Here is a 21,719-nt window from a genome sequence, read left to right on the forward strand (position 1 = left end):
GCGGCGACGGCGGCGTCTCGGGCGGGGCCGGAGCCCGGGCCTCGGCCGGCCGGTCGCGGGACGGCGCGGTCCCGCCGTCCCGCCGGTCCCAGCCGCCGCGGGGCTGGCCGGGCTGCCAGACGCAGAGACGGGCGCCGTCATTGTCCCAGCAGGGGCCGCTCGGCGACAGGGCGCCGAGGGCCTCGGCGGCGCGCAGGCCCCCCGACGACCCGTTCCAGAAGGCCGTGGCCTTCAGCGGGTTCTGCGGGTCGCGGACGAGCTGCGCCACGACGTCGAGCTTGCCCGCGGCGTAGGAGCGGATCTCGAAGCCGCGGGCACCGGTCTGCCCGGTCTCCGACCGGAACTGGCAGGCCCCGTCGAGGCGGACACCGCCCGCGACCTCGAGGTAGCAGTCGGCGGCCCGCGGGGCGGCGGGCCCGGGGGCCCCCCCGGGGGCGGCGGCGGCGGCCGGGGGGGGGCGCCCCGGGGGTAGCGGCGGGGGGCCCGGGGGGCGCCGGCCCCGGGCGCCGCCGCGGGGGCGCCGCCGAAGCCGGGGCGGCCCTCGCCGACCTTCCAGGCGCAGATCCGGCTCCGGGACCCGGTCCAGCAGGCGCCCTCCGCGGTGACGCTGTCGGCGGGGCCGTCCTCGGGCTTGCCGCCGGGCTCCCGGTTCCAGGTCGCCGTGCCCTGGCCGGGCGCCGTCACCGACACGACCACGCCGTCGCGCAGGTAGCCGTTGGTGTAGGTGGCGAGGCGGAACCCGCCCACCCCGTAGCTGCGCGCGTCGGTCAGGAACTCGCAGACCCCGTCGATGACGGTCCTGCCGTCGGCCGCGAAGAAGCAGTCGGCCTTGCGGACCTTGATCTGCGCCTGCGCGGCGGCGGGCATCAGGAGGCCGGCCAGCAGGCCCGCCATCAGGGCGGCGGTGCGGTGGCCGATGCGGCTTCCGGCCCGGGGGGCCGGGAACCGCGCGGGATCCTTGCGGCGGGGACCCATGATGGCCGTCTCCTATGGATTGCCGAGGAGGCGGCGCGCCGCCTGGATGGTCCGGTCGTTGCGCTGGTCGACGACGCGGCCCTGGTAGAGATTCCGGTCGGCGAGGCGCTGCTGGAGGGCGGCCCAGAAGCCGGCGCCCCACTGGTCCTGCTCGAGATTCTGCAGGATCTCGGTGGACTTGAGCTCGAGGGCGCGGATCGTCAGGTCGGCCGCCTTCGCGGGATCCCGCTGCAGGCCGGCGCCGCCGAGGTCGTACAGGAAGGCCGCCGAGGCCGCCGCGGGGGCGAAGGAGCGCTCGACCGCGAGGCGCTCGAGATACCGGGCCGCCAGGGGGCCGTCCGGCGCGGTGACCCGCTGCTCCCGGTTGGCCGGGGACAGGTGCATCGCGGCGTAGAGGTACTGCGCCACCGGGACGCCGCTCTCCGCCAGGCCCCGGAGCTTCGCCGCGTCGGCGGCGTTGGAGACCGCGCTCTTCGACAGCGCGATGAGGTCCTCGACGCTCGGCGTCGCCGCGGGCGGTGCCGGAGGCGGCGGGCTGGCGGGCTTTCCGGCTCCGGTGTTGCCGGCTCCGGGGTTGCCCGCCCCCGCACTGCCAGCTCCCGCGTTGCCCTGCGGGCCGGCACCCCGGCCGGCCAGGGCCTGCACGGCCGCGCGCGTCTGCGGCGTCGCCGTCCCGTCGGCCGGCCCGGTGTAGAAGCCGCGCTTGGCGAGGTCGCGCTGGATCGCCGCCACGAGGTCGGGGGGCTGCCGGCCGAGCTCGTCCGTGAAGGTGGTGACCGCCCGCGGCAGCTTGGCCGCCACCGTGTTCATGTAGAGGTCGGCGGCCTTCTGCGGATCCAGCGGGACGCCGCTCCCGGCATCGGTGTAGCAGCCGGCGATCCAGTAGAGCGTCGACCAGGAATCGAGGTAGTTGTTCCGGGCCGCGACCGGGTTCGCCTGGAAGGCCAGCCCGTAGCGGCAGCCCCGCTTGAGATCGTGCTGGCCGCGGGCCGGGTCGAGCAGGAGCTCGGTCATGCCGCGCTGGGCCCCGGGGAAGCCGAGGTCGGCGGGCTTCTGGTAGTAGGTCAGGGCCTTGGCGGCGTCGGGCTTGACCGGGTTCTTGGCGTAGACCGCGGCCCATTCGGGATTGTAGAGGGCGCCCATGAACGAGCGGGCGCTGACGTCGCCGGCCTCGGCGGCCGTCCGCAGCTTCTCGAAGGCGGCCCGGTCGCCGTCCTTGCCGGCCTTGTCCAGCAGGTCGAGATAGAGCTTCTCGTTCTCCTTGCTGTCGGCGGGCTTGCCCCACTCGCCCGCGGGCTTCAGCAGCGCCAGGGCGAGGCCAGCCAGGAGGGCGACCGCGGCCTGGGGCAGGACCAGCCAGGCGAGGCGGTAGCGCGCGTCCGCGTACCAGAGCGTCGCGTGCGCCCGGAGCCGGTCGGTCCCGATCGTGACGCCGCTCATGACTTGGCTTTCATGTAGGCGCGCAGGGCCGTAATGACCGCGGAATTGCGCTTGTTCTCGACCGGGAGCGTGTAGAAGCCGCGCGCGGTCAGCGCGGCCTGGATCGCGCCCCAGAACCCGTCGCTCCAGTTGCCCGCCTCCGGGAACAGCAGCCAGAAGGTGATCTGGTCGTCCTTGAGGTCGACGCCCCGCAGAGCGAGGGTGGCGGCCTTCCGGGGATCCTTGGCGACGTTGCCGTAGCCGGAATCGTACAGCACCGCCGCCTCGCCGGCCGCCATGCCGTTGCCGGCGGCCGCGGCGCGCTCGTAGGCGGCGACGGCGACCTGCGCGTCCGGCGCGAAGACGTCGCCCTTGTTCATCACCGGGTTGAACAGGCGCGCGTAGGCGGTGAGCGCGTCCGCGTCCCCGGCCTCGGCGCGGCTCTTCAGCTCGGCCATCTTCCGCCGGTCGCCGGTCCGGGCGGCGGCCTGGAGGGCCAGCACCTCCGGATCCGGACCCTTGGGCGTCACCCGCCGCGGCTCGGGCCGCGGGGTCGCGACCGTGTTGGTGATCCCCGCCTCCACCTGGAGGGCCGTGATGATCCCGGGATTGGGCCGCCCGTCCACCGGGCCGATGTACCGGCGCTGCTCGGCCAGGTGCCGCTGGATGCCCGACACCAGGGCGGGGTTCTGCTGCCTGAGATTGTTGATGAAGGCGTCCATCGTCGGCCGGTGGCGGCGCCACAGCACCGCGGTCACCAGCCCCCCGGCCCGCACCGGGTCCTGCGGCAGGCCGCTCTCGGGCTCGACGTAGCAGGTGGCGAGCTTGACGGTCAGCCGCTCCTCGCCGGTGATCGTGCGCTCGAGCGTCTCGGGGGCGTCGATCCAGGTCTGGGCCAGGCGGCAGCCGCGCCGGAGGTCGCGGTTGGGGTTGGCCGGGTCGAGCAGCACGTCCGCGAGGCGCGTGACCGCCAGGAGATCGCCGATCGCGGCGCCCGGTCCGTAGAGGGCGGCCGCCCGGGCGAAATCGTTCGGCACGGGCTTGTTCGGGAAGTAGGCGGCGGTCAGGGGGTCGTAGAGCGTCCCGAGCTTGGTCGCGGCGTCGATCTGGCCCTGGGTGGCCGCGGCGGTCAGCGCGTCGAACGCCTTGCGGTCGCCGTCCTTGCCGGCCCGATCGCGCAGGGCGCTCAGCTCGGCGAGCCGCGCCTTCGAGGCGGTGGCCGGCTGACCCCAGACACCCTGCGCGGCCAGCGCCATGCACAGGCCCGCCACCGCGCAGGTCACGGCCTGCGGCAGGGCGAGCCAGGCCAAGCGGTAGCGGCGATCGTCGTACCAGAGGGCCGCGTGCGCGCGCAGCCAGTCCTCGCGGGCGATGCTCATGGCTGCGACGGCTCCCGGGCCGTCACGACAGGGCGGCGGGGCGCGGGGCCCCGCCGCCGAGCGCCCGCTCGACATCCACGAGCTCGAACTGGCCGTAATCGCCCAGGGGATCGCTGGCGAGGCGCATCGCCTGGGCCTCGCGCAGGCGCTCCAGGAGCGTGCGCATCTCGCGGGCATTCGCCCAGTCGTGCCGCTGCGCGCGCTGCTCGACCCACGGGATCAGCAGGGTCTCGAAGCGCGGCGGCAGCCGGAACGATTGCCGCGACGCCATCAGGCGCAGGATCTCGACGAGGTCGTACGGGTCGTAGGCCGGGAATTCCACGGTCTTGGTGAACCGGCCGGCGAGGCCGGGATTCGTGTCGATGAACCGGGCCATGTCGCCGGTGTAGCCGGCGACGATCACGATGATTCGGTCGCGGTTGTCCTCCATGAACTTCAGGAGGGTGTCGATCGCCTCCTTGCCGAAGTCGCTGCCGCCCCCGCCGCCCTCGGCCAGCGTGTAGGCCTCGTCGATGAACAGGATGCCGTCGAGGGCCTCCTTGCAGCGCTCCAGGGTCTTGGCCGCGGTCTGGCCGACGTAGCCCGCCACCAGCCCGGCCCGGTCGACCTCGACCACGTGCCCCTTCCGCAGGACGCCGAGCGTCCGGAAGATGTCGCCCATGATGCGCGCCACCTCGGTCTTGCCGACGCCGGGCGGCCCGGTGAACACCATGTGCTGGCTCACCGCGCCGACCTCGATGCCCTCGGCGCGGCGCCGGGCATCGACCAGCACCCGCGCCGCCACGGTCTTCACCTGCTCCTTGACCGGCGCGAGCCCGACCATCGCGTCGAGGCGGGCCATGACCTTCCGGGCCGCGTCCATGTCGACCGCGCCGCCGGCCTGGCGGCCGAGGGCCGCGGCGATGTCGGCGGGTTCGAGCCGGTTGATGTCGCCGCCGGGGCTGGCGGCGAGGCGCAGCGCCTGCGCCTGGCGGGCCTTCTCCAGGACCGTGCGCATCTCGCGGGCGTTGGCCCAGTCCTCGGCCTTCGACCGGGCCCCAACATAGGCTGCGAGGTCCTTCTCGAACCCCTCCGGCATGACGAAGCCCTGGCCCGCGGCCATGCGCTTCAGGATCTCGGCGAGCTCCGGCGGGCTGTAGGGCGGGAACTCGACGGTCTTGGTGAAGCGGCTGGCGAGGCCGGGATTCGTGTCGATGAACCGGCGCATGTCGTTGGTGTAGCCGGCGACGATCACGATGATGCGGTCGCGATTGTCCTCCATGAACTTGAGGAGGGTGTCGATCGCCTCCTTGCCGAACTCGCCGCCGCTCCCCCCGCCGGGGGCCAGCGCGTAGGCCTCGTCGATGAACAGGATGCCGTCGAGGGCCTCCTTGCAGCGCTCCAGGGTCTTGATCGCGGTCTGGCCGGCGTAGCCCGCCACCAGCCCGGCCCGGTCGACCTCCACGAGGTGGCCCTTGCGCAGCACCTTGAGCGCCTTGAAGACGCTGCCGAGGACCCGCGCCACCTCGGTCTTGCCGACGCCGGGCGGTCCGGTGAACACCATGTGCTGGCTCATGGCCGCCACCGGCAGGTTCTGGGCGCGGCGCTGCTGCTCCACCTGCATCCGGGCGATGACGCCCTTCACCTCCAGCTTCACGGGGTCGAGCCCGACCATGCCGTCGAGGGTCGCGAGCGCGGTGGCCAGGAGGTCCTTCTTCTCCGCGGCCGCGCCGTCGTCGACGAAGCGGATCGGGCGGATCTTGCGGCTCGCCCGGGCCCGGTCCAGGGCGCGCCGCGTCGCCTCGATCCGCGCCGGGATGTAGCTCGCCGCGAGCAGGCCGCCGACGAGGCCCCCGAGGATCAGGCCGTTGCGCAGCAGCGCCGACGGCGTCGCGGCGAGCGACCCGAGCACGTCCGGCCGCAGGGCGACCAGCAGGCCGGTGGCACCCAGCACGATGACCGCGAAGAGCGCGACCGGATGCTTGTCGAGGCGTTCCATGGACGTGGCGAACCTTGGTGCTGGCCCTGGTGATGGCCCTGGTGGTGGCCTGCGTGCTGGGCGCGCGTGGCCCCTCGGGCCGCCCTCAGGCGTCCTCGCCGGTGGCGCGGAGCAGATCGACGATCTCCAGGCGGCGCAGGTCGCCGCCCTGCAGGGCGACCCGGGCGGCCTGGGCCTCGCGGGCCTTCTCCAGGAGGGTCCGCATCTCGCGGGCGTTCGACCAGTCGTCGGCGCGGGACCGCTGCGCGAGCCAGGGGGTCAGCGCCGCCTCGAAACCCTCGGGGAGCGCGAATTGCTGCCGGGCCGCCATGCGCCTCAGGATCTCGCAGAGATCCTTCGGGCTGTAGGGCGGGAACTCGATGATCTTGGTGAAGCGGCCGGCGAGGCCGGGATTCGTGTCGATGAACCGGCGCATGTCGTTGGTGTAGCCGGCGACGATCACGATGATCCGGTCGCGGTTGTCCTCCATGAACTTGAGGAGGGTGTCGATCGCCTCCTTGCCGAAGTCGCCGCCGCCCCCGCCGCCGGCGGCCAGGGTGTAAGCCTCGTCGATGAACAGGATGCCGTCGAGGGCCTCGTGGCACTTCTCGAGGGTCCTGGCCGCGGTCTGGCCGACATAGCCCGCCACCAGGGCCGCGCGGTCGACCTCCACGAGATGCCCGCGGCGCAGCACTTCGAGGGACCGGTAGATCTCGCCGATCGCCCGCGCCACCTCGGTCTTGCCGACGCCGGGCGGCCCGGTGAACACCATGTGCTGGCTGATCGCCGCCACCGGCAGGCCCTCGGCGCGCCGCCGCTGCTCCAGCTCCAGCCGCGCGATCAGGGCGTTGACCTCGCGCTTGACCGGCGCGAGCCCGACCATGGCCTCGAGATTCGCGATCACGGCCTCGGGAGACCGGGCCTCCACGACCCGGCGCGGCGCCACGATCAGGCGCGGCAGGGCCAGCAGGCCGCCGGCCGGCTGCCCGAGGCCGGCCTCCGCCTTCCGCGCGGCCGTGGCGGTCGCGGCGAGGCCCAGAGCCGCCAGCAGGGCGACGGCGATCCCGATCGCCGCCTTCCAGCGCAGCTCCGGCCCGGCGGCGTTCCACCAGGCGACCGGGCCGTAATCGGTGCTCAGCAGGAGCGGGGTGAGGACCGCGACCACCAGCCCGGAGACGACGAAGGAGAGGATGGCGGATTTCGACATCCGTCAGCCTCCGCAGGGTTTGCTGGTATTCCAGATCACGGGGATCCGCTGGACGCCGCCGGTCGTGTCGATCTTCAGGCCCGGCGTCAGTTCGACGAAGACGTCCTTGGCGGCGCCCTCGATGGTGATCTCGCCCTTGCCGGTCTCGTAGGGCGCCGGGAACGGGACCGCGATGTTGATCGGCCCGTCGGCGACGTTGAAGGCCGGGGACAGGTAGTTCCCGGCCCGGATGCGCACCACGCCGCCGGCATCGGCCGCCATCTTCGACAGGCGCATCTGGCCCAGCGGAGCCCGGCAGGCCTTGGCCTCCGCGACGATCTTGTCCTTCTCGTCGGAGGGCAGGGTCTCGGCGGCCTTGTCGATCTCGCCCGCCTTGACCAGCGTCAGGGCCGGGCGCGCGGCCGTCCCGGCGGTCTCGCCGCTGCCCGAGAGCAGCACGCCCGCGACGGCGCCCGCCGCCACCAGGCCGCCCACGATCGCGATGAGGCTCGGCGAGAGGCCCGGCTTGGCGGCGGGCGGGGCGCTCGGGGCCGCGCGGGGCTCGGAAAGCCTATCCTGAGCCTGCCGCTCAGCATTCTGGTGTTCGACTTCCGACATCCAGCGGGCCCCCGAACATGGAACGACGTAATTCGTGCGTCGCCTCGGCGCGCACGACATGACCAGCAGCCTCGCTCTTTTTGGAAAGATTCGAAAAAATTAGCGGGCCGATGCCTGTCACCATGACCGGCCGACTTCTAGGCAGGCGGAAAAAACCGGTCTACTAGTGTATATGACCTATCGTCGCAGCCTTGACACGCTGGGGATTTTCCTCGGCATGGCTCCGCGCCGCGACGTCATGGGGATAGATTCCGATGCTGCGACCGGGAGTGGCATGAACGGCTCCGCGCGAGAGACCCTGATCGTTGCCGACGATCACCCGCTGTTCCGCGAGGGCATGCGGCGCATCGCGGAGCGGCTCTACCCGCAGGCCCTGGTCCGGGAGGCCGCCACCATGGAGCAGGTCCTGGCGGTGGCCCGCGCCGGGGCGCCCCCGCGGGCGTTCCTCCTCGACCTCCTGTTCCCCGGCCTCGATCCCCGCCACTCCATCGGCGCGCTGCGCGTCGAGTTCGAGCGGGCCTCGATCATCGTCGTGTCGATGATCGAGGACGAGGGCCTGATCCGGACCGTCATGGCCGAGGGTGCCGACGGCTTCATCGGCAAGGCGCTGCCCGCCGCGGAGATCGCCCAGGCGATCGCGGCGATTCGCGACGGCGAGTTCGTGATCCGGCGCAGCCCGGTCTCGGGCCTCGCCGCGCCGCGCGGCCCGCTCCCGCCCCTGACGCAGCGCCAGCGCGACGTGCTGCGCCTCGTCGCGCTGGGACGCACCAACAAAGAGATCGCCCGGGAGCTCGAGATCTCCCCCTTCACCGTCCGCATCCACGTCTCGGCGCTGCTGCGCGCCCTCGACGTCACCTCCCGGTCCGCCGCGGCCGCGAAGGCCGCCACGGCCGGCGTCGGGGATTGAGGGCGCGGGCCGTGCGGCGGGGCCGATCGTACACCTGTCCGAATGGCCCGGTGCCGGGCCCCGTGGCAGAGCCCGGCGCATGAGACGGGCGGGACGGGGAGACGGGCGTGCAGCCCGCGGGCGCTTTCTGACGGGCCCGGCCCTGGCGGTGCTGCCGGTGCTGGCGGTTGGACTGGCGGCCGGGCTCGCTGCCGCGCCCGCCGCGGCCGATCCCGACCTCGCCATGCTGCCGCGCGCCACGGTGCTGGCGGCGATCTGCGGGCGGCCCGCCGACAAGGAGGCCGAGACCTGCCGGATGAAGGACGGCCGCACGGCGGAATTCTGGACCGCCGCGATGTTCTCCACCGAGACCGGGAGCCGGTTCACCGGCTTCGTCACGATGCCGGCCCCGGGCGCGGACGCCGCGGCGCCCGACCGGCTGAGCGTCGCGGCCGCCACCTACGTCCTCAAGGATATGCGCTGGCGCCTCGAAGACGTGCAGGTCCTGTCCGGCCGGATCGGGACCGGGAACCGCAACGGCGGCGCCCCGGAGGTGGACGAGCGGCTCGGCGCCGTGTTCAGGCCGCTGAGCCGGGGCCGCCTCCTGATGGGCCTGCGCCTCACGGTCTACGGGACGGCCGGATCGCAGGGCTTCTCGTACCTCCTCCTGCAGTTCCGCGACGCGCCGGCCCACTGGACGCTCGCGGGCGAGGTCGCGGCGGGCGCCGACGAGACGGCCGGCTGCGCGGAGGATCCCTGCCGGCTGGGATCGAGCACGGGACGGCTGGAGATCCTGCCGGAGGATCCGCGCGACCCCGCCGCGTGGCCCCCGGTCCGGGTCGCCCTGAGCGGCACCGTGCTCGGCGCGGACGGGGCGCTGCGTCCGGCCACGGACCGGGATGCTCGGGTCTATCGATTCGATCCGGGCGCCGGCACCTACCGCTGACGGCGCCCGCGACCGTGCGTGCGGCCGGTCGACGAGATCAGGCCTGCAGTGAAGTAAAAAATAATCTGCCGCATATTTTCCGCATGAACGTCTCGATGCAGCACGGAACCATTGTGTCGGAGACTGAATAAGCGGTTCTAGGAGCGAAGACTCGTCCGCGCCGCCATATCGCGGGCTCTCGTCGCGTCTGGTGGCGTCGTTCACCTTCAGGTAGACTTGTCAGATCTGTCCACGACCGGCGACGGCGGCGCGCCGTTGCCCGGATCCCGGGCGGCGACGCGGCAGGGCGACTGCACGATGAAGCGACAGCGGGAGACCGGGGCCGGCACGGCGCGATTCAGGGCGGACGCCGCGGGGTCCGCCCCGGCGGAGCGGATCCCCGGTCTCGGTCTCGGCGTCGCTGCCGGGCGGGCCTGAGCCGACGATGTTCGGGTCGCGGCGCCGGCGGGACGAGGCGTACGACAACGAGAAGGCGCAGGCGCTGATCCGGGCCGTCGTCATCGGCCTCGCCTGCCTGTATCTCCTGCCCCAGATCTACGGCGGGATCGCCCCGCCGGAGGCCCGGTTCGTCGCCTATCTGGTGACGTGCCACTGGGTCTTCGCCGTGGCGCTGTACGGCTGGATCAGCCGCAACCCCGGCAGCAACACGCCGCGCCGTGTCGTCACCTTCCTCCTCGACCTCGGCGGGATGACCTACACGATGGCGGTGGGCGGCGCGCCGTTCCTGCCGCTCTACGCGATCGTCATCCGGCTGATCGTCGGCAACGGCCTGCGCTACGGCGTCACCGCCCTAAAGGCGTCCACGGCGGCGGCCCTGGTCTCGATCGCGGTCACCACGTACTTCAACGCGTACTGGCGCGCGAACCCGTTCCTCGTCCTGACGCTGACGGCCATCACCGTCCTCGTGCCGACCTACATCTACAGCCTGCTGGAGCGCCTGCGCGGCGCCTACGAGCGCGAGCAGGAGGCGAGCCTGTCCAAGTCGCGCTTCCTGGCGCAGGCGAGCCACGATCTGCGCCAGCCGATCCACGCCATCAGCCTGTTCACCGCCTGCCTGCGCGGCGCCCGGCTGGGGCCGGAGGAGTTGCAGATGGTCGAGAACATCGACCGGTCGCTGCAGAGCGTCTCGCGCCTGTTCAAGTCGCTCCTGGACATCTCGACCCTCGACAGCGGCCGGGTGGAGCCCCGGCCCGAGCCCGTCGCGATCAACGACATCCTCGAGGATGTCCGGCGCCAGAACTCCGAGGCCGCCCAGATCGCCGGGACGGTCCTGCGCAGCCGCGCCTGCGCGGTCGTGGTGCGCACCGACCGGGCCCTGCTCACGACCATGGTCCAGAACATCGTCAACAACGCGATCAAGTACGCGCCCGGCCGGCCGATCCTGATCGCCTGCCGCCGGCGGGGCGACCGGCTCGCCATCCAGGTCTTCGATCGCGGCCCCGGAATCCCGGTCGCGCATCAGGAGCGGGTCTTCGACGAGTTCTACCAAGTCCGCCGCCGCGGCGACCGGGACGTCGAGGGGGTGGGCCTCGGCCTGCCGATCGTCCGGCGGCTCGGCGCGCTCCTGGACCTGACGGTGACGCTGCGCTCGGTGCCGGGTCGCGGGACCTGCGTGACGATCGGTAACCTGCCCCTCGCCCGGGCCGCGGAGCCCGCGGCCCTCCCGGCCCGGCTGGACCCGCCGGCGACGATCGGCGGCCTGCGCGTGCTGCTGGTGGAGGACGACGCTGCCGTGCTGCGGGCGACCGCCAGCCTGCTGGAGAAATGGGGCTGCCGCGTCCGGCCCGAGACCGGGATCCCCGACGCCGTGCCGGAGATCGACCTCCTCATCACCGATTTCGAGCTCGGGAACGGCGTCACGGGGACGGACTGCATCGCGGCGGTCCGGAGGCTCGCCGGCCGCCCGCTGCCGGCGGTGGTGATGAGCGGCCACGACGAGGCGCGCGTGCGCGAGGATCTGGGGGCGCCGGACATCCCGATCCTCTCGAAACCGGTCCGGCCGGCCGAGCTGCGCTCCGTGCTCACCGCCGCGAGCCTCCGGCTGCGCCCCCGGCCGGCGCCGGCCGCGTGAGGCGCGCGGTCGGCGCCCTACCGGGCCGGTTCGCCCGGGGCCGTGCCTGGCACCCTGCCCGGCTCCTCGCCGGGACGCGCGGTCCCCGTTCCGCCGCCCTGCTGGTCGAGCATCGCCCGGAGCAGCGCGTCCCGCGCGAGGCCGTGCTCGGTCGCGATGCGGTCCACGATCCGGAGCGCCTGCGCGGCGGGGGAGCGGTCCGTCACCGGCAACTGCGCGAAGGCCTGGCTGAGTCGCGCCCCCGCGACGTATCCGATGACGATCCCGACGAGGACGCCGCAGGCGCCGGCCAGGATCAGGACGCCGAACTTCATGACTCACCCGCCGGCCGCCGCGAGACTGCCGGCCTTCTGACCATCCCGCGCGGGTGATCTCAAGAGGCGGGCGGCCGGCTCGGCGGCCCCGGTCGCCGCGTCAGCCCTGCTCGGCGCGGTCCGCGCCGTCGCGGGCCTCGGCCTCCCGCCGGGCCGCGCGGGCCTGGGCGATCAGGTCGACAGCCGTCAGCGGGGCGTTCGCCCCCACGCCGCCGGCCAGCAGCAGGCCCGGCGGCACCGTCCGGACCTGGGCACGGCCGCCGCGGGCGCCGCGGCGGGCGGCCCCTCGGTCGGTCGCGTTCGTCATGACAGCGCGCCGCCCGTCAGCGCGGGCCGGCCTGCGGCCGCGGCCGCGGAACGGCGATGGTGACCAGCTCGCCGGTGATCGGATCCAGGATCGTCATGGGCCCCCCGTGGTTGTGCCCCATGGCGGACCTGAATTGTGTTTTAACATTGGCCAACTGGAGCCGTGTGCACAGATTTGGCGGCCGATGTCGGCTCCCGCCGCGCTCCGATTGTTGATTATCCGTCCCGATATCCGGATCGAAGTGCCGTATTCCCGCGCCGGCGCCGGCGGGACGTGTGGCGGGCGCGCTAGACGGACATCCAGCGGAGCACGTCGGCCTCGACCATGTCGGCCCGCGGCCCGGCCAGCACCACCTGCCCGCGATCCATCACCGCGTAGGAATCGCAGAGGTCCCGGGCCCACTCGAAATACTGCTCGACCAGCACGATCCCCATCTCGCCCTTGCCGCGCAGGTAGGTGATCGCCCGGCCGATATCCTTGATGATCGAGGGCTGGATGCCCTCGGTGGGCTCGTCGAGCACGAGGAGCTTCGGCCGCGTCACCAGCGCCCGGCCGATGGCGAGCTGCTGCTGCTGGCCGCCCGAGAGGTCGCCGCCGCGCCGGTGCAGCATGTCCTTGAGCACCGGGAACAGGTCGTAGATCTCCCCCGGGATGTGGCGGTCGCGGCGCTTGAGCGGCGCGAAGCCGGTCTCCAGGTTCTCCTTCACGGTGAGCAGCGGGAAGATCTCGCGGCCCTGGGGCACGAAGGCGATCCCGGCGCGCGCCCGGTCGTAGGGCGCGAGGCCCTGGATCGGGCGGCCGTCGAGGCGGATCGCGCCGGAGCGCACCGGCTGCTGGCCGACGATCGCCCGCAGCAGCGAGGTCTTGCCGACGCCGTTGCGGCCCAGGACCGTGGTGACCCGCCCGGCCTCGGCCGTCAGCGAGACGCCGCGGAGCGCCTGCGCGGCGCCGTAATAGAGGTCGATGCCGTCGACGGAGAGCATGGTCATCGTCCCAGATACACTTCGACCACCCGCGGGTCGGCCGAGACCGCGTCGATCGAGCCCTCGGCCAGCACCGCGCCCTCGTGCAGGCAGGTGACCCGGCAGCCGAGGTCCCGGACGAAGTGCATGTCGTGCTCGACCACGAGGACGGCGTGCTCGCCGGCGATGCGGCGCAGGAGGCGGGCGGTCTCGGCGGTCTCGGCGTCGGTCATGCCGGCCACCGGCTCGTCGACGAGCAGGAGCTTCGGGTCCTGCGCGAGCAGCATGCCGATCTCCAGCCACTGCTTCTGGCCGTGGCTGAGATCGGCCGCCGGGCGGCCGCGATGGGCCAGCAGGCCGACGGTCTCCAGCAGGGAATCGATCCGCGCGGCCTCCACCCGGTTGCGCCAGCCGAACAGGGACGCGAAGGCCGCGCGCGGCCCTTTGAGGGCGAGCAGGATGTTGTCGGCGACCGTGTGGCTCTCGAACACGGTGGGCTTCTGGAACTTGCGGCCGATGCCGAGGTCGGCGATCGCCGGCTCGTCGCTCCTGAGCAGGTCGTGGGTGCCGTCGAACAACGCGATGCCGCTGTCCGGCCGCGTCTTGCCGGTGATGCAGTCCATCATGGTGGTCTTGCCGGCGCCGTTCGGGCCGATGATCGCCCGCAGCTCGCCGCGGGCCAGCGTCAGCGACAGACCGCGCAGAGCCTTGTAGCCGTCGAAGGTCACCCGCAGGTCGTCGAGGTAGAGGAGCGCGTCCGTCTCCCGCTTCCGGTTGGCGGGGCCGCGGGCAGCGGCATCCGGAGGTTCGAGGAGGTCGGTGCTCACGAGCCCTGCCCTTCTTCGGCGAGTTTCGGGGCGATCTCGGGCTCCGGCGGCAGCTTGGCGGCGGCGCGCCGGGAGCCGAACCGCTCGATCGCGGTGCCGACGAGGCCGCGCGGCAGGAACAGCGTCACGAACACGAACAGGCCGCCGAGCGCGAACAGCCACGCGTCCGGCATCGCGCCGGTGAGCACGGTCTTGGCGTAGTTGACCAGAACGGCGCCGAGCGCCGCGCCGACCAGCGTGCCGCGGCCGCCCACCGCCACCCAGATGACCGTCTCGATGGAGTTGGTGGGCGCGAACTCCCCCGGGTTGATGATGCCGACCTGCGGCACGTAGAGGGCGCCGGCGACGCCCGCCATCATGGCCGAGACCGTGAAGGCCAGCGTCTTGAAGTGCTCCGGCCGGTAGCCGAGGAAGCGCGTCCGGCTCTCGGCGTCGCGCACGGCGATCAGGATCTTGCCGTAGGCCGAGACCGTCATGACCCGGGCGATCAGGTAGCCCAGCGCCAGCGCGATTCCGGTGGCCACGAAGATGCCGACGCGGAAATTCTGGGACTGAACCGAGAGGCCCAGAAAATCCTTGAAGTCGGTCAGCCCGTTGTTGCCGCCGAGCCCCATGTCGTTGCGGAAGAAGGCGAGCATCAGCGCGTAGGTCAGCGCCTGGGTGATGATCGACAGGTAGACGCCCGTCACCCGCGACCGGAAGGCGAGCCAGCCGAACACGAAGGCCAGCAGGCCCGGCACCAGCAGCACCATCAGGGCCGCGAAGGCGAAGTGGTCGAAGCCGTACCAGTACCAGGGCAGCGCCTTGTAGTTCAGGAACACCATGAAGTCGGGCAGGACCGGGTTGCCGTAGACGCCCCGGGCGCCGATCTGGCGCATCAGGTACATGCCCATCGCGTAGCCGCCGAGGGCGAAGAACGCCCCGTGGCCGAGCGAGAGGATGCCGCAATAGCCCCAGACGAGGTCGAGGCTGACCGCGAGCAGCGCGTAGGCGAGGTATTTTCCGAAGAGCGAGACGAGGTAGGTCGGGAGGTGCAGGCCGGAGCCTTCCGGCACCGCGAGGTTCAGCACCGGCACGGCGAGACAGAAGGCGGCCAGGACGGCGAGGAAGATCCAGCCCTTGAGATCGATGAGGGGGGTGCGGGATGGCATGCGGCTCACGATTCCACCGCCCGGCCCTTGAGCGCGAACAGGCCGCGCGGGCGCTTCTGGATGAACAGGATGATGAAGATCAGGAGGCCGATCTTGGCCAGCACCGCGCCGATATACGGCTCGGCGAGCTTGTTCACGACGCCGAGCGTCAGCGCCGCCACCAGCGTCCCCCAGAGGTTGCCGACGCCGCCGAACACCACCACGAGGAACGAGTCGATGATGTAGCCCTGGCCGAGATTGGGCGAGACGTTGTCGATCTGCGAGAGCGCGACGCCCGCCATCCCGGCGATGCCGGAGCCGAGCCCGAAGGTCAGGGCGTCGACGTAGGGCGTGCGGATGCCCATCGCGGCGGCCATGCGGCGGTTCTGGGTGACCGCCCGGGTCTTCAGGCCGAAGGATGTCTTCCGCAGCACGAACAGGAGGCCCAGGAACACGGCGAACGCGAACACGATGATCCACATCCGGCCCCAGGTGACCGACAGGCCGTAGAAGTCGAAGGCACCGCTCATGAAGGCCGGTGCGCCGACCTCGCGGTTGGTCGGGCCGAAGATCGAGCGCACGCCCTGCTGCAGGGCGAGGCTGACCCCGAAAGTGGCGAGCAGCGTCTCCAGCGGGCGCCCGTACAGGAAGCGGATGATGAACCGCTCGATCAGCACGCCGACGAGGCCGGCGACCAGGAACGCGCAGGGGATGCTGATCGCCAGCGACCAGCCGAACAGGAAGGGCGCCTTGGTGCGGATCAGCTCCTGCACGAGGTAGGTCGTGTAGGCGCCGAGCATCACCATCTCGCCGTGGGCCATGTTGATCACGCCCATCACCCCGAAGGTGATGGCGAGCCCGATGGCGGCGAGCAGCAGGACCGAGCCGAGCGAGATGCCGTACCAGACGTTCTGGAGGGCACTGACGATCGCGAGCCGCGTCTCGATCGCCGCGATGCCGCGGGTGGCGGCTCCCCGCACCGCTTCGCTCGGATCCGCCGCGAGACCGCGCAGGATGCCCATCGCGTCGCCATCGCCCCGGGCCTGGATGGCGGGAATCGCGGCAATCCGGTCGGGTTCCGCGGTGCCGGGCCTGGCGAGCAGCACGGCGGCGCGCGCCTCGGTGAGCGCCTGCCGGACGCCCGGATGGGTCTCGCGGGCCAGCGCCGCGTCGAGGGCCGGCAGCGCGGCCGCGTCCCGCGCCTTGAACACCGCGTCGGCGGCGGCGCGGCGCTTGGCCGGGTCGGGGCTCGCGAGGTCGAGCTGCCCGCGGGCGGCCTCGACCGCCCGGCGGACCCGGTTGTTGGCCCGCACCGGCTTGAGGTCGGGGCTGTCGGCGGCCGGGATGCCGGTCCTCGCCTCCACGACGGCGCCGCCCTGCCGGATCAGCAGGGTCTTGTCCGGGCCGACCAGCAGGCGGCCGTCCGACAGGGCCGCGAGGATCGCGTCGGCGCGCGGATCGCCAGAGGCGGCGAGCCCGGAGACGCCGGCCTCGATCTCGGCGTAGCCGTCGCCGGCGAGCTGGCCGTAGGGATCGGGCGCCTGGGCGAGCGCCGGGGCGGCGAAGAGCAGGAGGAGGAGGCAGAGGAGACGGAGCATCGAGACTTTCGTTGCGCCTGGGAAGCGGGACGGCGACGCGTGAGGCACCTGAGTTCGCCAGCGGGCGGCCGTGGTCTGCACGGATCGGCCGATGCGAGGCGCGACAGGCCCCCTCTCCCGGGCGGGAGAGGGTTGGGGTGAGGGGTGCGCGCTGTTCGGAAAGACCTGATCCCTCACCCTGTCCCTCTCCCGCCTGGGAGAGGGGACCTGCGCGTCACCGAGTTCCGAAGGTGCCGAACCGAACTGCAGGTCCGGCACCTCCGTTCAGCGGGAGCGCCCCTCAGGCGCCGCCGCAGGTCTTGGTCTTGGTGTTGTAGTTGCCGCACTTGAGCTTGACCCAGTCGGCCTCGAGGTCCTTCGAGCCCTCGAGCTGCTTCGACCACGCCTCGCCGGGAATCAGCGTGTCGGTCTTCCACACCACGTCGAACTGGCCGTTCGACTCGATCTCGCCGATGAAGACCGGCTTGGTGATGTGGTGGTTCGGCAGCATCTTCGCGGTGCCGCCGGTGAGGTTCTTCTGCTCGATGCCCGGCAGCGCGTCGATCACCTTGTCGGGGTCGGTGGTGCCGGCCTTCTCGACCGCCTTCACCCACATGTTGAAGCCGATGTAGTGGGCCTCCATCGGGTCGTTGGTGACGGCCTTGGGGTTCTTCTTGAACGCCTGCCACTTCTTGATGAAGGCCTCGTTCTCCGGCGTCTTGATCGACTCGAAGTAGTTCCAGGCCGCGAGGTGGCCGACCAGCGGCTTGGCGTCGATGCCGGCGAGCTCCTCCTCGCCCACCGAGAAGGCGACGACCGGGATGTCGGTGGCCTTGATGCCCTGGTTGCCGAGCTCCTTGTAGAACGGCACGTTGGCGTCGCCGTTGATGGTCGAGACCACGGCGGTCTTCTTGCCGGCCGACCCGAACGCCTTGATCTTCGACACCTCCGTCTGCCAGTCCGAGAAGCCGAACGGCGTGTAGTTGATCATGATGTCCTCGTCCTTGACCCCCTTGGACTTGAGGTAGGCTTCGAGGATCTTGTTGGTGGTGCGCGGGTAGACGTAGTCGGTCCCCTCCAGCACCCAGCGCTTGGCGCCGCCGCCATCCTCCGACATCAGGTAGTCGACCGCCGGGATCGCCTGCTGGTTCGGGGCGGCGCCGGTGTAGAACACGTTCCGCTCGCTCTCCTCGCCCTCGTACTGGACGGGGTAGAACAGGATGTTGTCGAGTTCCTTGAACACCGGCAGCACGGACTTGCGCGACACGCTGGTCCAGCAGCCGAACACGGCCGCGACCTTGTCCTTGCTGATCAGCTCGCGGGCCTTCTCGGCGAAGAGCGGCCAGTTCGAGGCCGGATCGACCACCACCGGCTCCAGCTTCTTGCCCAGCACGCCGCCCTTGGCGTTCTGCTCCGCGATGAGCATCAGCATCGCGTCCTTGAGGGTGGTCTCCGAGATCGCCATCGTGCCCGACAGCGAGTGCAGGATCCCGACCTTGATGGTCTCCTGCGCCCGGGCGGCGCCCGCTCCCAGCGTGCCCATCGCCAGCCCGGCGGCCAGCGCGGCGGCCGAGGCCCAAGTTCCAAATGCCTTCATGGCGGTCCCCTGCGTCGTCTTCCTCGCGACGGGACGGGCTTCGCAAATCGTGTGCCAATTATTTAGGCATGGCGCGTCGCGAGGCTGCTCGGCGCGCGCCGGCGCCCAGAAGGACGGCGTTTCGCCCGCCAGAGCGGCAGCGCCGTGCCGCGTCCTGCGGCGTCGGGGAGCGCGTTGGGGAGCGGGCGGACCAAGCGGTGGGCACCGGCGACCGCAATCTCGCCAGCACGTTGAACGTATGCGGATCGATGCCACTTACCTCAGCCCGCGGGGCGGGCAGCGCCCGTCCGCCGGGGCGGGAGGGGGTCCTGGGCTGAAGGCTGTCATGGCAGAGCGCTACTATTTCCGCCTGAGGAGCGACGGCGAGACGATCGAGGACGAGACCGGCGTCCTCGCCGCGTCGGTCGCGCACGCGGAGGCGGAGGCGCTGGCGCTGATCGAGGAGTTCCGGAAGGCCGGCGAGCTGCCGGACGCCGCGGCGGGCTGGCGGATGGAGATCCATGACGCGAACGGCACCGTCCTGCGCACGCTGCCGCTCTCCTGATACGCCGACCCGGCCCGCATGACCCGGCCCGCATGACCCGACGGGCACGACGCGGCGCGACCCTCGCGGCCCATTCCGGGCGGCGGCCCCGGTCCGAGCGCGCCGGGAGCCGCATCCGGGCGTGGCGATCATTTGATGCGTTCGCGGAGTAAGGATAAGCCGTCACGCGTTTACGCAGATGCGGCTCCGCGCGCGGGGCAGGATGTCCGGGAGATCCCTTGAACCCCTTCCTTCGGAAGCTGGCCCTGCGCGCGAACCTGGACGAGGGCGACGTGGCCGCCCTGGCAGCGGCGACCAGCGATGTCGCGCAGGTCGAGGCGGGTCGCGACCTGGTCTCGGAAGGCGTGCGGCCCGACGCCGCCTACGTGATCCTCGACGGGTTCGCCTGCCGCTACAAGCTGGTGCCCGACGGGGGGCGCTCGATCCTCGCCTACCTCGTGCCCGGCGACGGCTGCGACCTGCACGCGTCCCTGCTCAACCGGGCGATCCACTCCGTGGCGACGCTGACGCCCTGCACCGTCGCCTCGGTCCCCTACCGGACGATCAAGGAACTCGCCGCCCTCCGGCCCAACATCTACCGCGCCCTCTGGTGGTCGGTCCTGGTCGACGAGGCCGTCCTGCAGGAATGGCTCGTCGGGGTGGGGCGCCGGTCCGCCGACAGGCAGGTCGCGCACATCATCTGCGAGCTCTTCGCGCGCCTGAACGCCGTCGGCCTCGGCCTGGAGCCCGATTACCGCCTGCCGCTGGCGCAGTCCGAGCTGGCCGACACGGCGGGGCTCTCGAACGTCCACCTCTCGCGCGTGCTCTCCGATCTGCGCAGGGCCGGCCTGATCGAGAGCGGGCGCAAGAGCGTGCGCGTGCCGAATCTCGAGCGTCTGCGGGAGTTTTCCGGGTTCACGCCCGACTACCTGCTCCTGCCCGGCCCGAACCCGCCCGTGGAGGCGCTCGGCGCGCTGCCGCAGATGACCGGGCAGGTGCGGGCGGCGTCCGGATCGTGAGGCTCACCGGCCGTCGCCGTCCCAGTCCGTCTCGGGATCCTCGGCCATGCGGCGCCCGATCTGGGCCGTGAGCGGCACGCGGATCGCGCAGCGCAGCCCGTCCGGCTCGTAGCGCAGGTCGACCGCCGCGCCGAGATCGTAGGCCAGCATCTCCGTCAGCACGTCCGTGCCGAAGCCGCGCCGTCCGGAGGCCTGGACACCGCTGCCGCCGGTCTCGGCCCAGTCGAGGCTGAGGACGGGCGGTCCGGCCTCCGCGTCCGTCACCCACCACGCGGCGCGGATCCGGCCCTGCGGGAGCGCCAGGGATCCGTGCTCCACCGCGTTGCTGGCCAGTTCGTGAAGGGCCAGCGCGACGACCTGGGCGGCCTTGGGGCGGAGGCGCACCCGTGGGCCGTCGAGGCTGGCCTGCTCGCCCTCGCGGGCGAGGTGGAACATCAGCTCGTCCGAGATCAGCGTGTGCAGGTCCGCGTCGCCGAACGCGTCGGTGGCGGCCTGAACGCGCATGATCGCCCCGAACCGGCCGTCGAGATGCGCCACGTAGCTCTCGACATCCGCGGCGCTCTCGGCGGAACGGTGCATGACGGTGCGCATCATCGCCATCGTGTTGCGCATGCCGTGGCGCAGGCCGTCCGGGAGCCCCGCCGCGTCGAGCAGCCGGCGCAGGCGCGCGTTGTCGGCCTCGAGGGCCGCGAGTCGCTCCGCCGGATCGCGAGGGTCTGTCATGCCGGGCCACTCCGGATGTCGTTCAACCTGGCTCAATCACCGCGGGGCGGGCAGGGTTCAGCGCGCGGCGGCGTGGCCGGCCTCGGTGAGATGGAGGTACGCGGTGTCGAAATGCGCGAGCCGGGCGAGCGCGGCCGGATCGTGGATCGTCAGGCGCCGGCTGCGCAGGGTGATCAGCCCCATGCCGCGCAGTTCCTGGAGCGTGCGGTTGATGTGCACGCTGGTCTGCCCCATCGCGTCGCCGAGATCGTTCTGCGTCATCGGCATCGCGCAGGTATTCCCGTCGTTCAGGCCGATGGCCGCCAGGCGCGCGTGCACCTCGCAGAACAGGTGGGCGAGGCGCTCGATCCCGGTGCGGCTGCCGAGGCTGACCGTCCACTCGCGCTGGATCGCCGCGGTGGCCAGGGCCTCGCGGTGGAAGGCCATGTCGAGCCGCGGGCTGCGGGCGGTCACGTCCCGCATCGCGGGGCCGGAGATCTGGCCGAGGAGCACGGGCGTGATCGCGCCGATCGCGTGATCCATCTCGTCGAGGAGGAAGATGTGCGGGTCGCACGGGTCGCCCGGGAGCAGGAGCGAGACGATCTGGCGGCGCCCGTTGGCGAATTGCCGGTACCGGCAGGCCCAGCCCTCGAGGATCACGTTGATCGCGCGCGGATCCTCGCCCTCGTGGATGATGTCGGTGCGCGCGGCGACCATGCGGCTCGGGCTCATGGCGTCGGCCAAGCACATCCGGTCGTCTTCGGAGAGCCGGACATAGCAATTTAGCTTGTGCACGAGCGGGTTTGGCATGGCGGCGTCTCCACGACGGCGTGGGGGCGCGAACCTACATTTTGTTTCAAGCCATGAATACTTACGCAGATTAGTTTGTGCTACCGTAGGGTGTCTTTCCGCCCGCCGCACCCGGCCGAATCGCCCGGATCCGGGCCCGTCACCGTCGCGAGGCGGCAAGATCTCGGCGGTTCGGGCAGCCCGTCGTCAGGACTAGGGCAGTGATCCCGCGCCGGCCTCTCCCGGAGGGAGAATGTTCGCGCGTCGTGTCGAAATTGAAAAGACTGTGCTTTTGACTTCGTGGACCCGGCGGAGCACGATTTGACGAGCGGGAATGCCGAAATATCGGCTCGGGACAAGTCGTCGTCCTGTTCTTCGCCTTCTCTCAACGGGTTCCGCCGGTTCGCGCCGCAGCGGACGGCCTATCGTGGACGGATTCCTGCCCATGCAGCCTGCGCTGCGCCTCGTCCGCCCGGTCCGGGGCGGGCGGCGCCCCCTCCCCCCGCCCCCCCCCCCCCCCCCGCCCGGCCCCCCG

Annotated in this window: 20 protein-coding genes and 1 pseudogene; 5 read left to right on the forward strand and 16 right to left on the reverse strand. The window is 72.0% G+C overall.

Annotated elements, in window-relative coordinates:
* The 7 genes and pseudogenes from ACLBYE_RS21290 to ACLBYE_RS21320 form a co-directional block, all read right to left on the reverse strand.
* Positions 1-268 (reverse strand): annotated as a pseudogene (locus ACLBYE_RS21290) (hypothetical protein); the annotation flags it as partial.
* Entirely contained in the window at positions 232-975 is a 744-nt protein-coding gene (locus tag ACLBYE_RS21295) for a hypothetical protein (RefSeq protein WP_447695676.1), read from the reverse strand. The pseudogene ACLBYE_RS21290 and the gene ACLBYE_RS21295, both read right to left, overlap by 37 nt.
* A gap of 12 nt (positions 976-987) precedes the next feature.
* Positions 988-2,415 carry a peptidoglycan-binding protein gene (locus ACLBYE_RS21300; protein WP_447695677.1) on the reverse strand — a complete coding sequence of 476 codons (1,428 nt, stop codon included), beginning with the start codon at positions 2,413-2,415 and terminating at the stop codon, positions 988-990.
* Positions 2,412-3,773 (reverse strand): hypothetical protein, encoded by a 1,362-nt coding sequence (locus tag ACLBYE_RS21305; protein ID WP_447695678.1) that lies wholly within the window; start codon positions 3,771-3,773, stop codon positions 2,412-2,414. Before ACLBYE_RS21305 ends, ACLBYE_RS21300 begins: the two co-directional genes overlap by 4 nt.
* A gap of 22 nt (positions 3,774-3,795) precedes the next feature.
* Positions 3,796-5,751, reverse strand: coding sequence for an AAA family ATPase (locus ACLBYE_RS21310; RefSeq protein WP_447695679.1), 1,956 nt, complete (start codon positions 5,749-5,751; stop codon positions 3,796-3,798).
* An 85-nt stretch (positions 5,752-5,836) separates the two neighbouring features.
* A complete protein-coding gene (locus ACLBYE_RS21315; RefSeq protein WP_447695680.1) occupies positions 5,837-6,937 on the reverse strand; it encodes an AAA family ATPase in 1,101 nt (366 codons plus the stop codon).
* A gap of 3 nt (positions 6,938-6,940) precedes the next feature.
* On the reverse strand, positions 6,941-7,534 hold the full coding sequence (locus tag ACLBYE_RS21320) for a hypothetical protein (RefSeq protein ID WP_447695681.1): 594 nt from the start codon (positions 7,532-7,534) through the stop codon (positions 6,941-6,943).
* 274 nt (positions 7,535-7,808) lie between these two features.
* Between ACLBYE_RS21320 and ACLBYE_RS21325 the strand changes: the two genes are divergently transcribed.
* From ACLBYE_RS21325 to ACLBYE_RS21335, 3 genes are all read left to right on the forward strand, one after another.
* Positions 7,809-8,441: a LuxR C-terminal-related transcriptional regulator gene (locus ACLBYE_RS21325; protein WP_447695682.1), complete on the forward strand. Its 633-nt coding sequence runs from the start codon at positions 7,809-7,811 to the stop codon at positions 8,439-8,441.
* Positions 8,442-8,520: 79 nt separating this feature from the next.
* A complete protein-coding gene (locus ACLBYE_RS21330) occupies positions 8,521-9,366 on the forward strand; it encodes a hypothetical protein (protein ID WP_447695683.1) in 846 nt (281 codons plus the stop codon).
* A gap of 424 nt (positions 9,367-9,790) precedes the next feature.
* Complete coding sequence (locus tag ACLBYE_RS21335; protein WP_447695684.1) at positions 9,791-11,437, forward strand: hybrid sensor histidine kinase/response regulator; 1,647 nt, start codon at positions 9,791-9,793, stop codon at positions 11,435-11,437.
* A gap of 17 nt (positions 11,438-11,454) precedes the next feature.
* Here the strand turns inward: ACLBYE_RS21335 and ACLBYE_RS21340 are convergent, their stop codons facing one another.
* The 7 genes from ACLBYE_RS21340 to urtA all read right to left on the reverse strand — a co-directional run bounded on the left by ACLBYE_RS21340 (position 11,455) and on the right by urtA (position 18,151).
* Positions 11,455-11,751: a hypothetical protein gene (locus tag ACLBYE_RS21340; RefSeq protein ID WP_447695685.1), complete on the reverse strand. Its 297-nt coding sequence runs from the start codon at positions 11,749-11,751 to the stop codon at positions 11,455-11,457.
* A gap of 100 nt (positions 11,752-11,851) precedes the next feature.
* Positions 11,852-12,058, reverse strand: a complete 207-nt coding sequence (locus ACLBYE_RS21345; RefSeq protein ID WP_447695686.1) for a hypothetical protein — start codon at positions 12,056-12,058, stop codon at positions 11,852-11,854.
* 287 nt (positions 12,059-12,345) lie between these two features.
* Positions 12,346-13,041, reverse strand: coding sequence for an urea ABC transporter ATP-binding subunit UrtE (gene urtE / locus ACLBYE_RS21350; RefSeq protein ID WP_447695693.1), 696 nt, complete (start codon positions 13,039-13,041; stop codon positions 12,346-12,348).
* A 2-nt stretch (positions 13,042-13,043) separates the two neighbouring features.
* Complete coding sequence (gene urtD, locus ACLBYE_RS21355; protein ID WP_020095146.1) at positions 13,044-13,847, reverse strand: urea ABC transporter ATP-binding protein UrtD; 804 nt, start codon at positions 13,845-13,847, stop codon at positions 13,044-13,046.
* On the reverse strand, positions 13,844-14,998 hold the full coding sequence (gene urtC, locus ACLBYE_RS21360) for an urea ABC transporter permease subunit UrtC (protein WP_447695687.1): 1,155 nt from the start codon (positions 14,996-14,998) through the stop codon (positions 13,844-13,846). The genes urtD and urtC overlap by 4 nt, the downstream gene beginning before the upstream one ends.
* Before the next feature lie 5 nt (positions 14,999-15,003).
* A complete protein-coding gene (urtB, locus tag ACLBYE_RS21365) occupies positions 15,004-16,575 on the reverse strand; it encodes an urea ABC transporter permease subunit UrtB (RefSeq protein WP_447695688.1) in 1,572 nt (523 codons plus the stop codon).
* 280 nt (positions 16,576-16,855) lie between these two features.
* Positions 16,856-18,151: an urea ABC transporter substrate-binding protein gene (urtA, locus tag ACLBYE_RS21370; protein WP_447695689.1), complete on the reverse strand. Its 1,296-nt coding sequence runs from the start codon at positions 18,149-18,151 to the stop codon at positions 16,856-16,858.
* Positions 18,152-18,476: 325 nt separating this feature from the next.
* Here urtA and ACLBYE_RS21375 point away from each other — a divergent pair, with 325 nt between their 5' ends.
* Positions 18,477-18,695, forward strand: coding sequence for a DUF6894 family protein (locus ACLBYE_RS21375; RefSeq protein ID WP_447695690.1), 219 nt, complete (start codon positions 18,477-18,479; stop codon positions 18,693-18,695).
* A 218-nt stretch (positions 18,696-18,913) separates the two neighbouring features.
* Positions 18,914-19,693, forward strand: a complete 780-nt coding sequence (locus ACLBYE_RS21380; RefSeq protein WP_447681883.1) for a Crp/Fnr family transcriptional regulator — start codon at positions 18,914-18,916, stop codon at positions 19,691-19,693.
* A gap of 3 nt (positions 19,694-19,696) precedes the next feature.
* Here ACLBYE_RS21380 and ACLBYE_RS21385 read toward each other — a convergent pair whose 3' ends face one another.
* Together ACLBYE_RS21385 and ACLBYE_RS21390 are read right to left on the reverse strand one after the other, a co-directional pair.
* Positions 19,697-20,416, reverse strand: coding sequence for an HWE histidine kinase domain-containing protein (locus tag ACLBYE_RS21385; protein WP_447695691.1), 720 nt, complete (start codon positions 20,414-20,416; stop codon positions 19,697-19,699).
* A gap of 57 nt (positions 20,417-20,473) precedes the next feature.
* Positions 20,474-21,205, reverse strand: a complete 732-nt coding sequence (locus ACLBYE_RS21390; RefSeq protein WP_447695692.1) for a Crp/Fnr family transcriptional regulator — start codon at positions 21,203-21,205, stop codon at positions 20,474-20,476.
* Positions 21,206-21,719: the final 514 nt, after the last annotated feature.

It is taken from the genome of Methylobacterium sp. A52T (assembly GCF_053346095.1).

Coding starts and splice junctions, on each gene's coding strand:
- ACLBYE_RS21295 (WP_447695676.1), bottom strand. CDS start 975: ATGGGTCCCCGCCGCAAGGATCCCGCGCGGTTCCCGGCCCCCCGGGCC.
- ACLBYE_RS21300 (WP_447695677.1), bottom strand. CDS start 2,415: ATGAGCGGCGTCACGATCGGGACCGACCGGCTCCGGGCGCACGCGACG.
- ACLBYE_RS21305 (WP_447695678.1), bottom strand. CDS start 3,773: ATGAGCATCGCCCGCGAGGACTGGCTGCGCGCGCACGCGGCCCTCTGG.
- ACLBYE_RS21310 (WP_447695679.1), bottom strand. CDS start 5,751: ATGGAACGCCTCGACAAGCATCCGGTCGCGCTCTTCGCGGTCATCGTG.
- ACLBYE_RS21315 (WP_447695680.1), bottom strand. CDS start 6,937: ATGTCGAAATCCGCCATCCTCTCCTTCGTCGTCTCCGGGCTGGTGGTC.
- ACLBYE_RS21320 (WP_447695681.1), bottom strand. CDS start 7,534: ATGTCGGAAGTCGAACACCAGAATGCTGAGCGGCAGGCTCAGGATAGG.
- ACLBYE_RS21325 (WP_447695682.1), top strand. CDS start 7,809: ATGAACGGCTCCGCGCGAGAGACCCTGATCGTTGCCGACGATCACCCG.
- ACLBYE_RS21330 (WP_447695683.1), top strand. CDS start 8,521: ATGAGACGGGCGGGACGGGGAGACGGGCGTGCAGCCCGCGGGCGCTTT.
- ACLBYE_RS21335 (WP_447695684.1), top strand. CDS start 9,791: ATGTTCGGGTCGCGGCGCCGGCGGGACGAGGCGTACGACAACGAGAAG.
- ACLBYE_RS21340 (WP_447695685.1), bottom strand. CDS start 11,751: ATGAAGTTCGGCGTCCTGATCCTGGCCGGCGCCTGCGGCGTCCTCGTC.
- ACLBYE_RS21345 (WP_447695686.1), bottom strand. CDS start 12,058: ATGACGAACGCGACCGACCGAGGGGCCGCCCGCCGCGGCGCCCGCGGC.
- urtE (WP_447695693.1), bottom strand. CDS start 13,041: ATGCTCTCCGTCGACGGCATCGACCTCTATTACGGCGCCGCGCAGGCG.
- urtC (WP_447695687.1), bottom strand. CDS start 14,998: ATGCCATCCCGCACCCCCCTCATCGATCTCAAGGGCTGGATCTTCCTC.
- urtB (WP_447695688.1), bottom strand. CDS start 16,575: ATGCTCCGTCTCCTCTGCCTCCTCCTCCTGCTCTTCGCCGCCCCGGCG.
- urtA (WP_447695689.1), bottom strand. CDS start 18,151: ATGAAGGCATTTGGAACTTGGGCCTCGGCCGCCGCGCTGGCCGCCGGG.
- ACLBYE_RS21375 (WP_447695690.1), top strand. CDS start 18,477: ATGGCAGAGCGCTACTATTTCCGCCTGAGGAGCGACGGCGAGACGATC.
- ACLBYE_RS21385 (WP_447695691.1), bottom strand. CDS start 20,416: ATGACAGACCCTCGCGATCCGGCGGAGCGACTCGCGGCCCTCGAGGCC.
- ACLBYE_RS21390 (WP_447695692.1), bottom strand. CDS start 21,205: ATGCCAAACCCGCTCGTGCACAAGCTAAATTGCTATGTCCGGCTCTCC.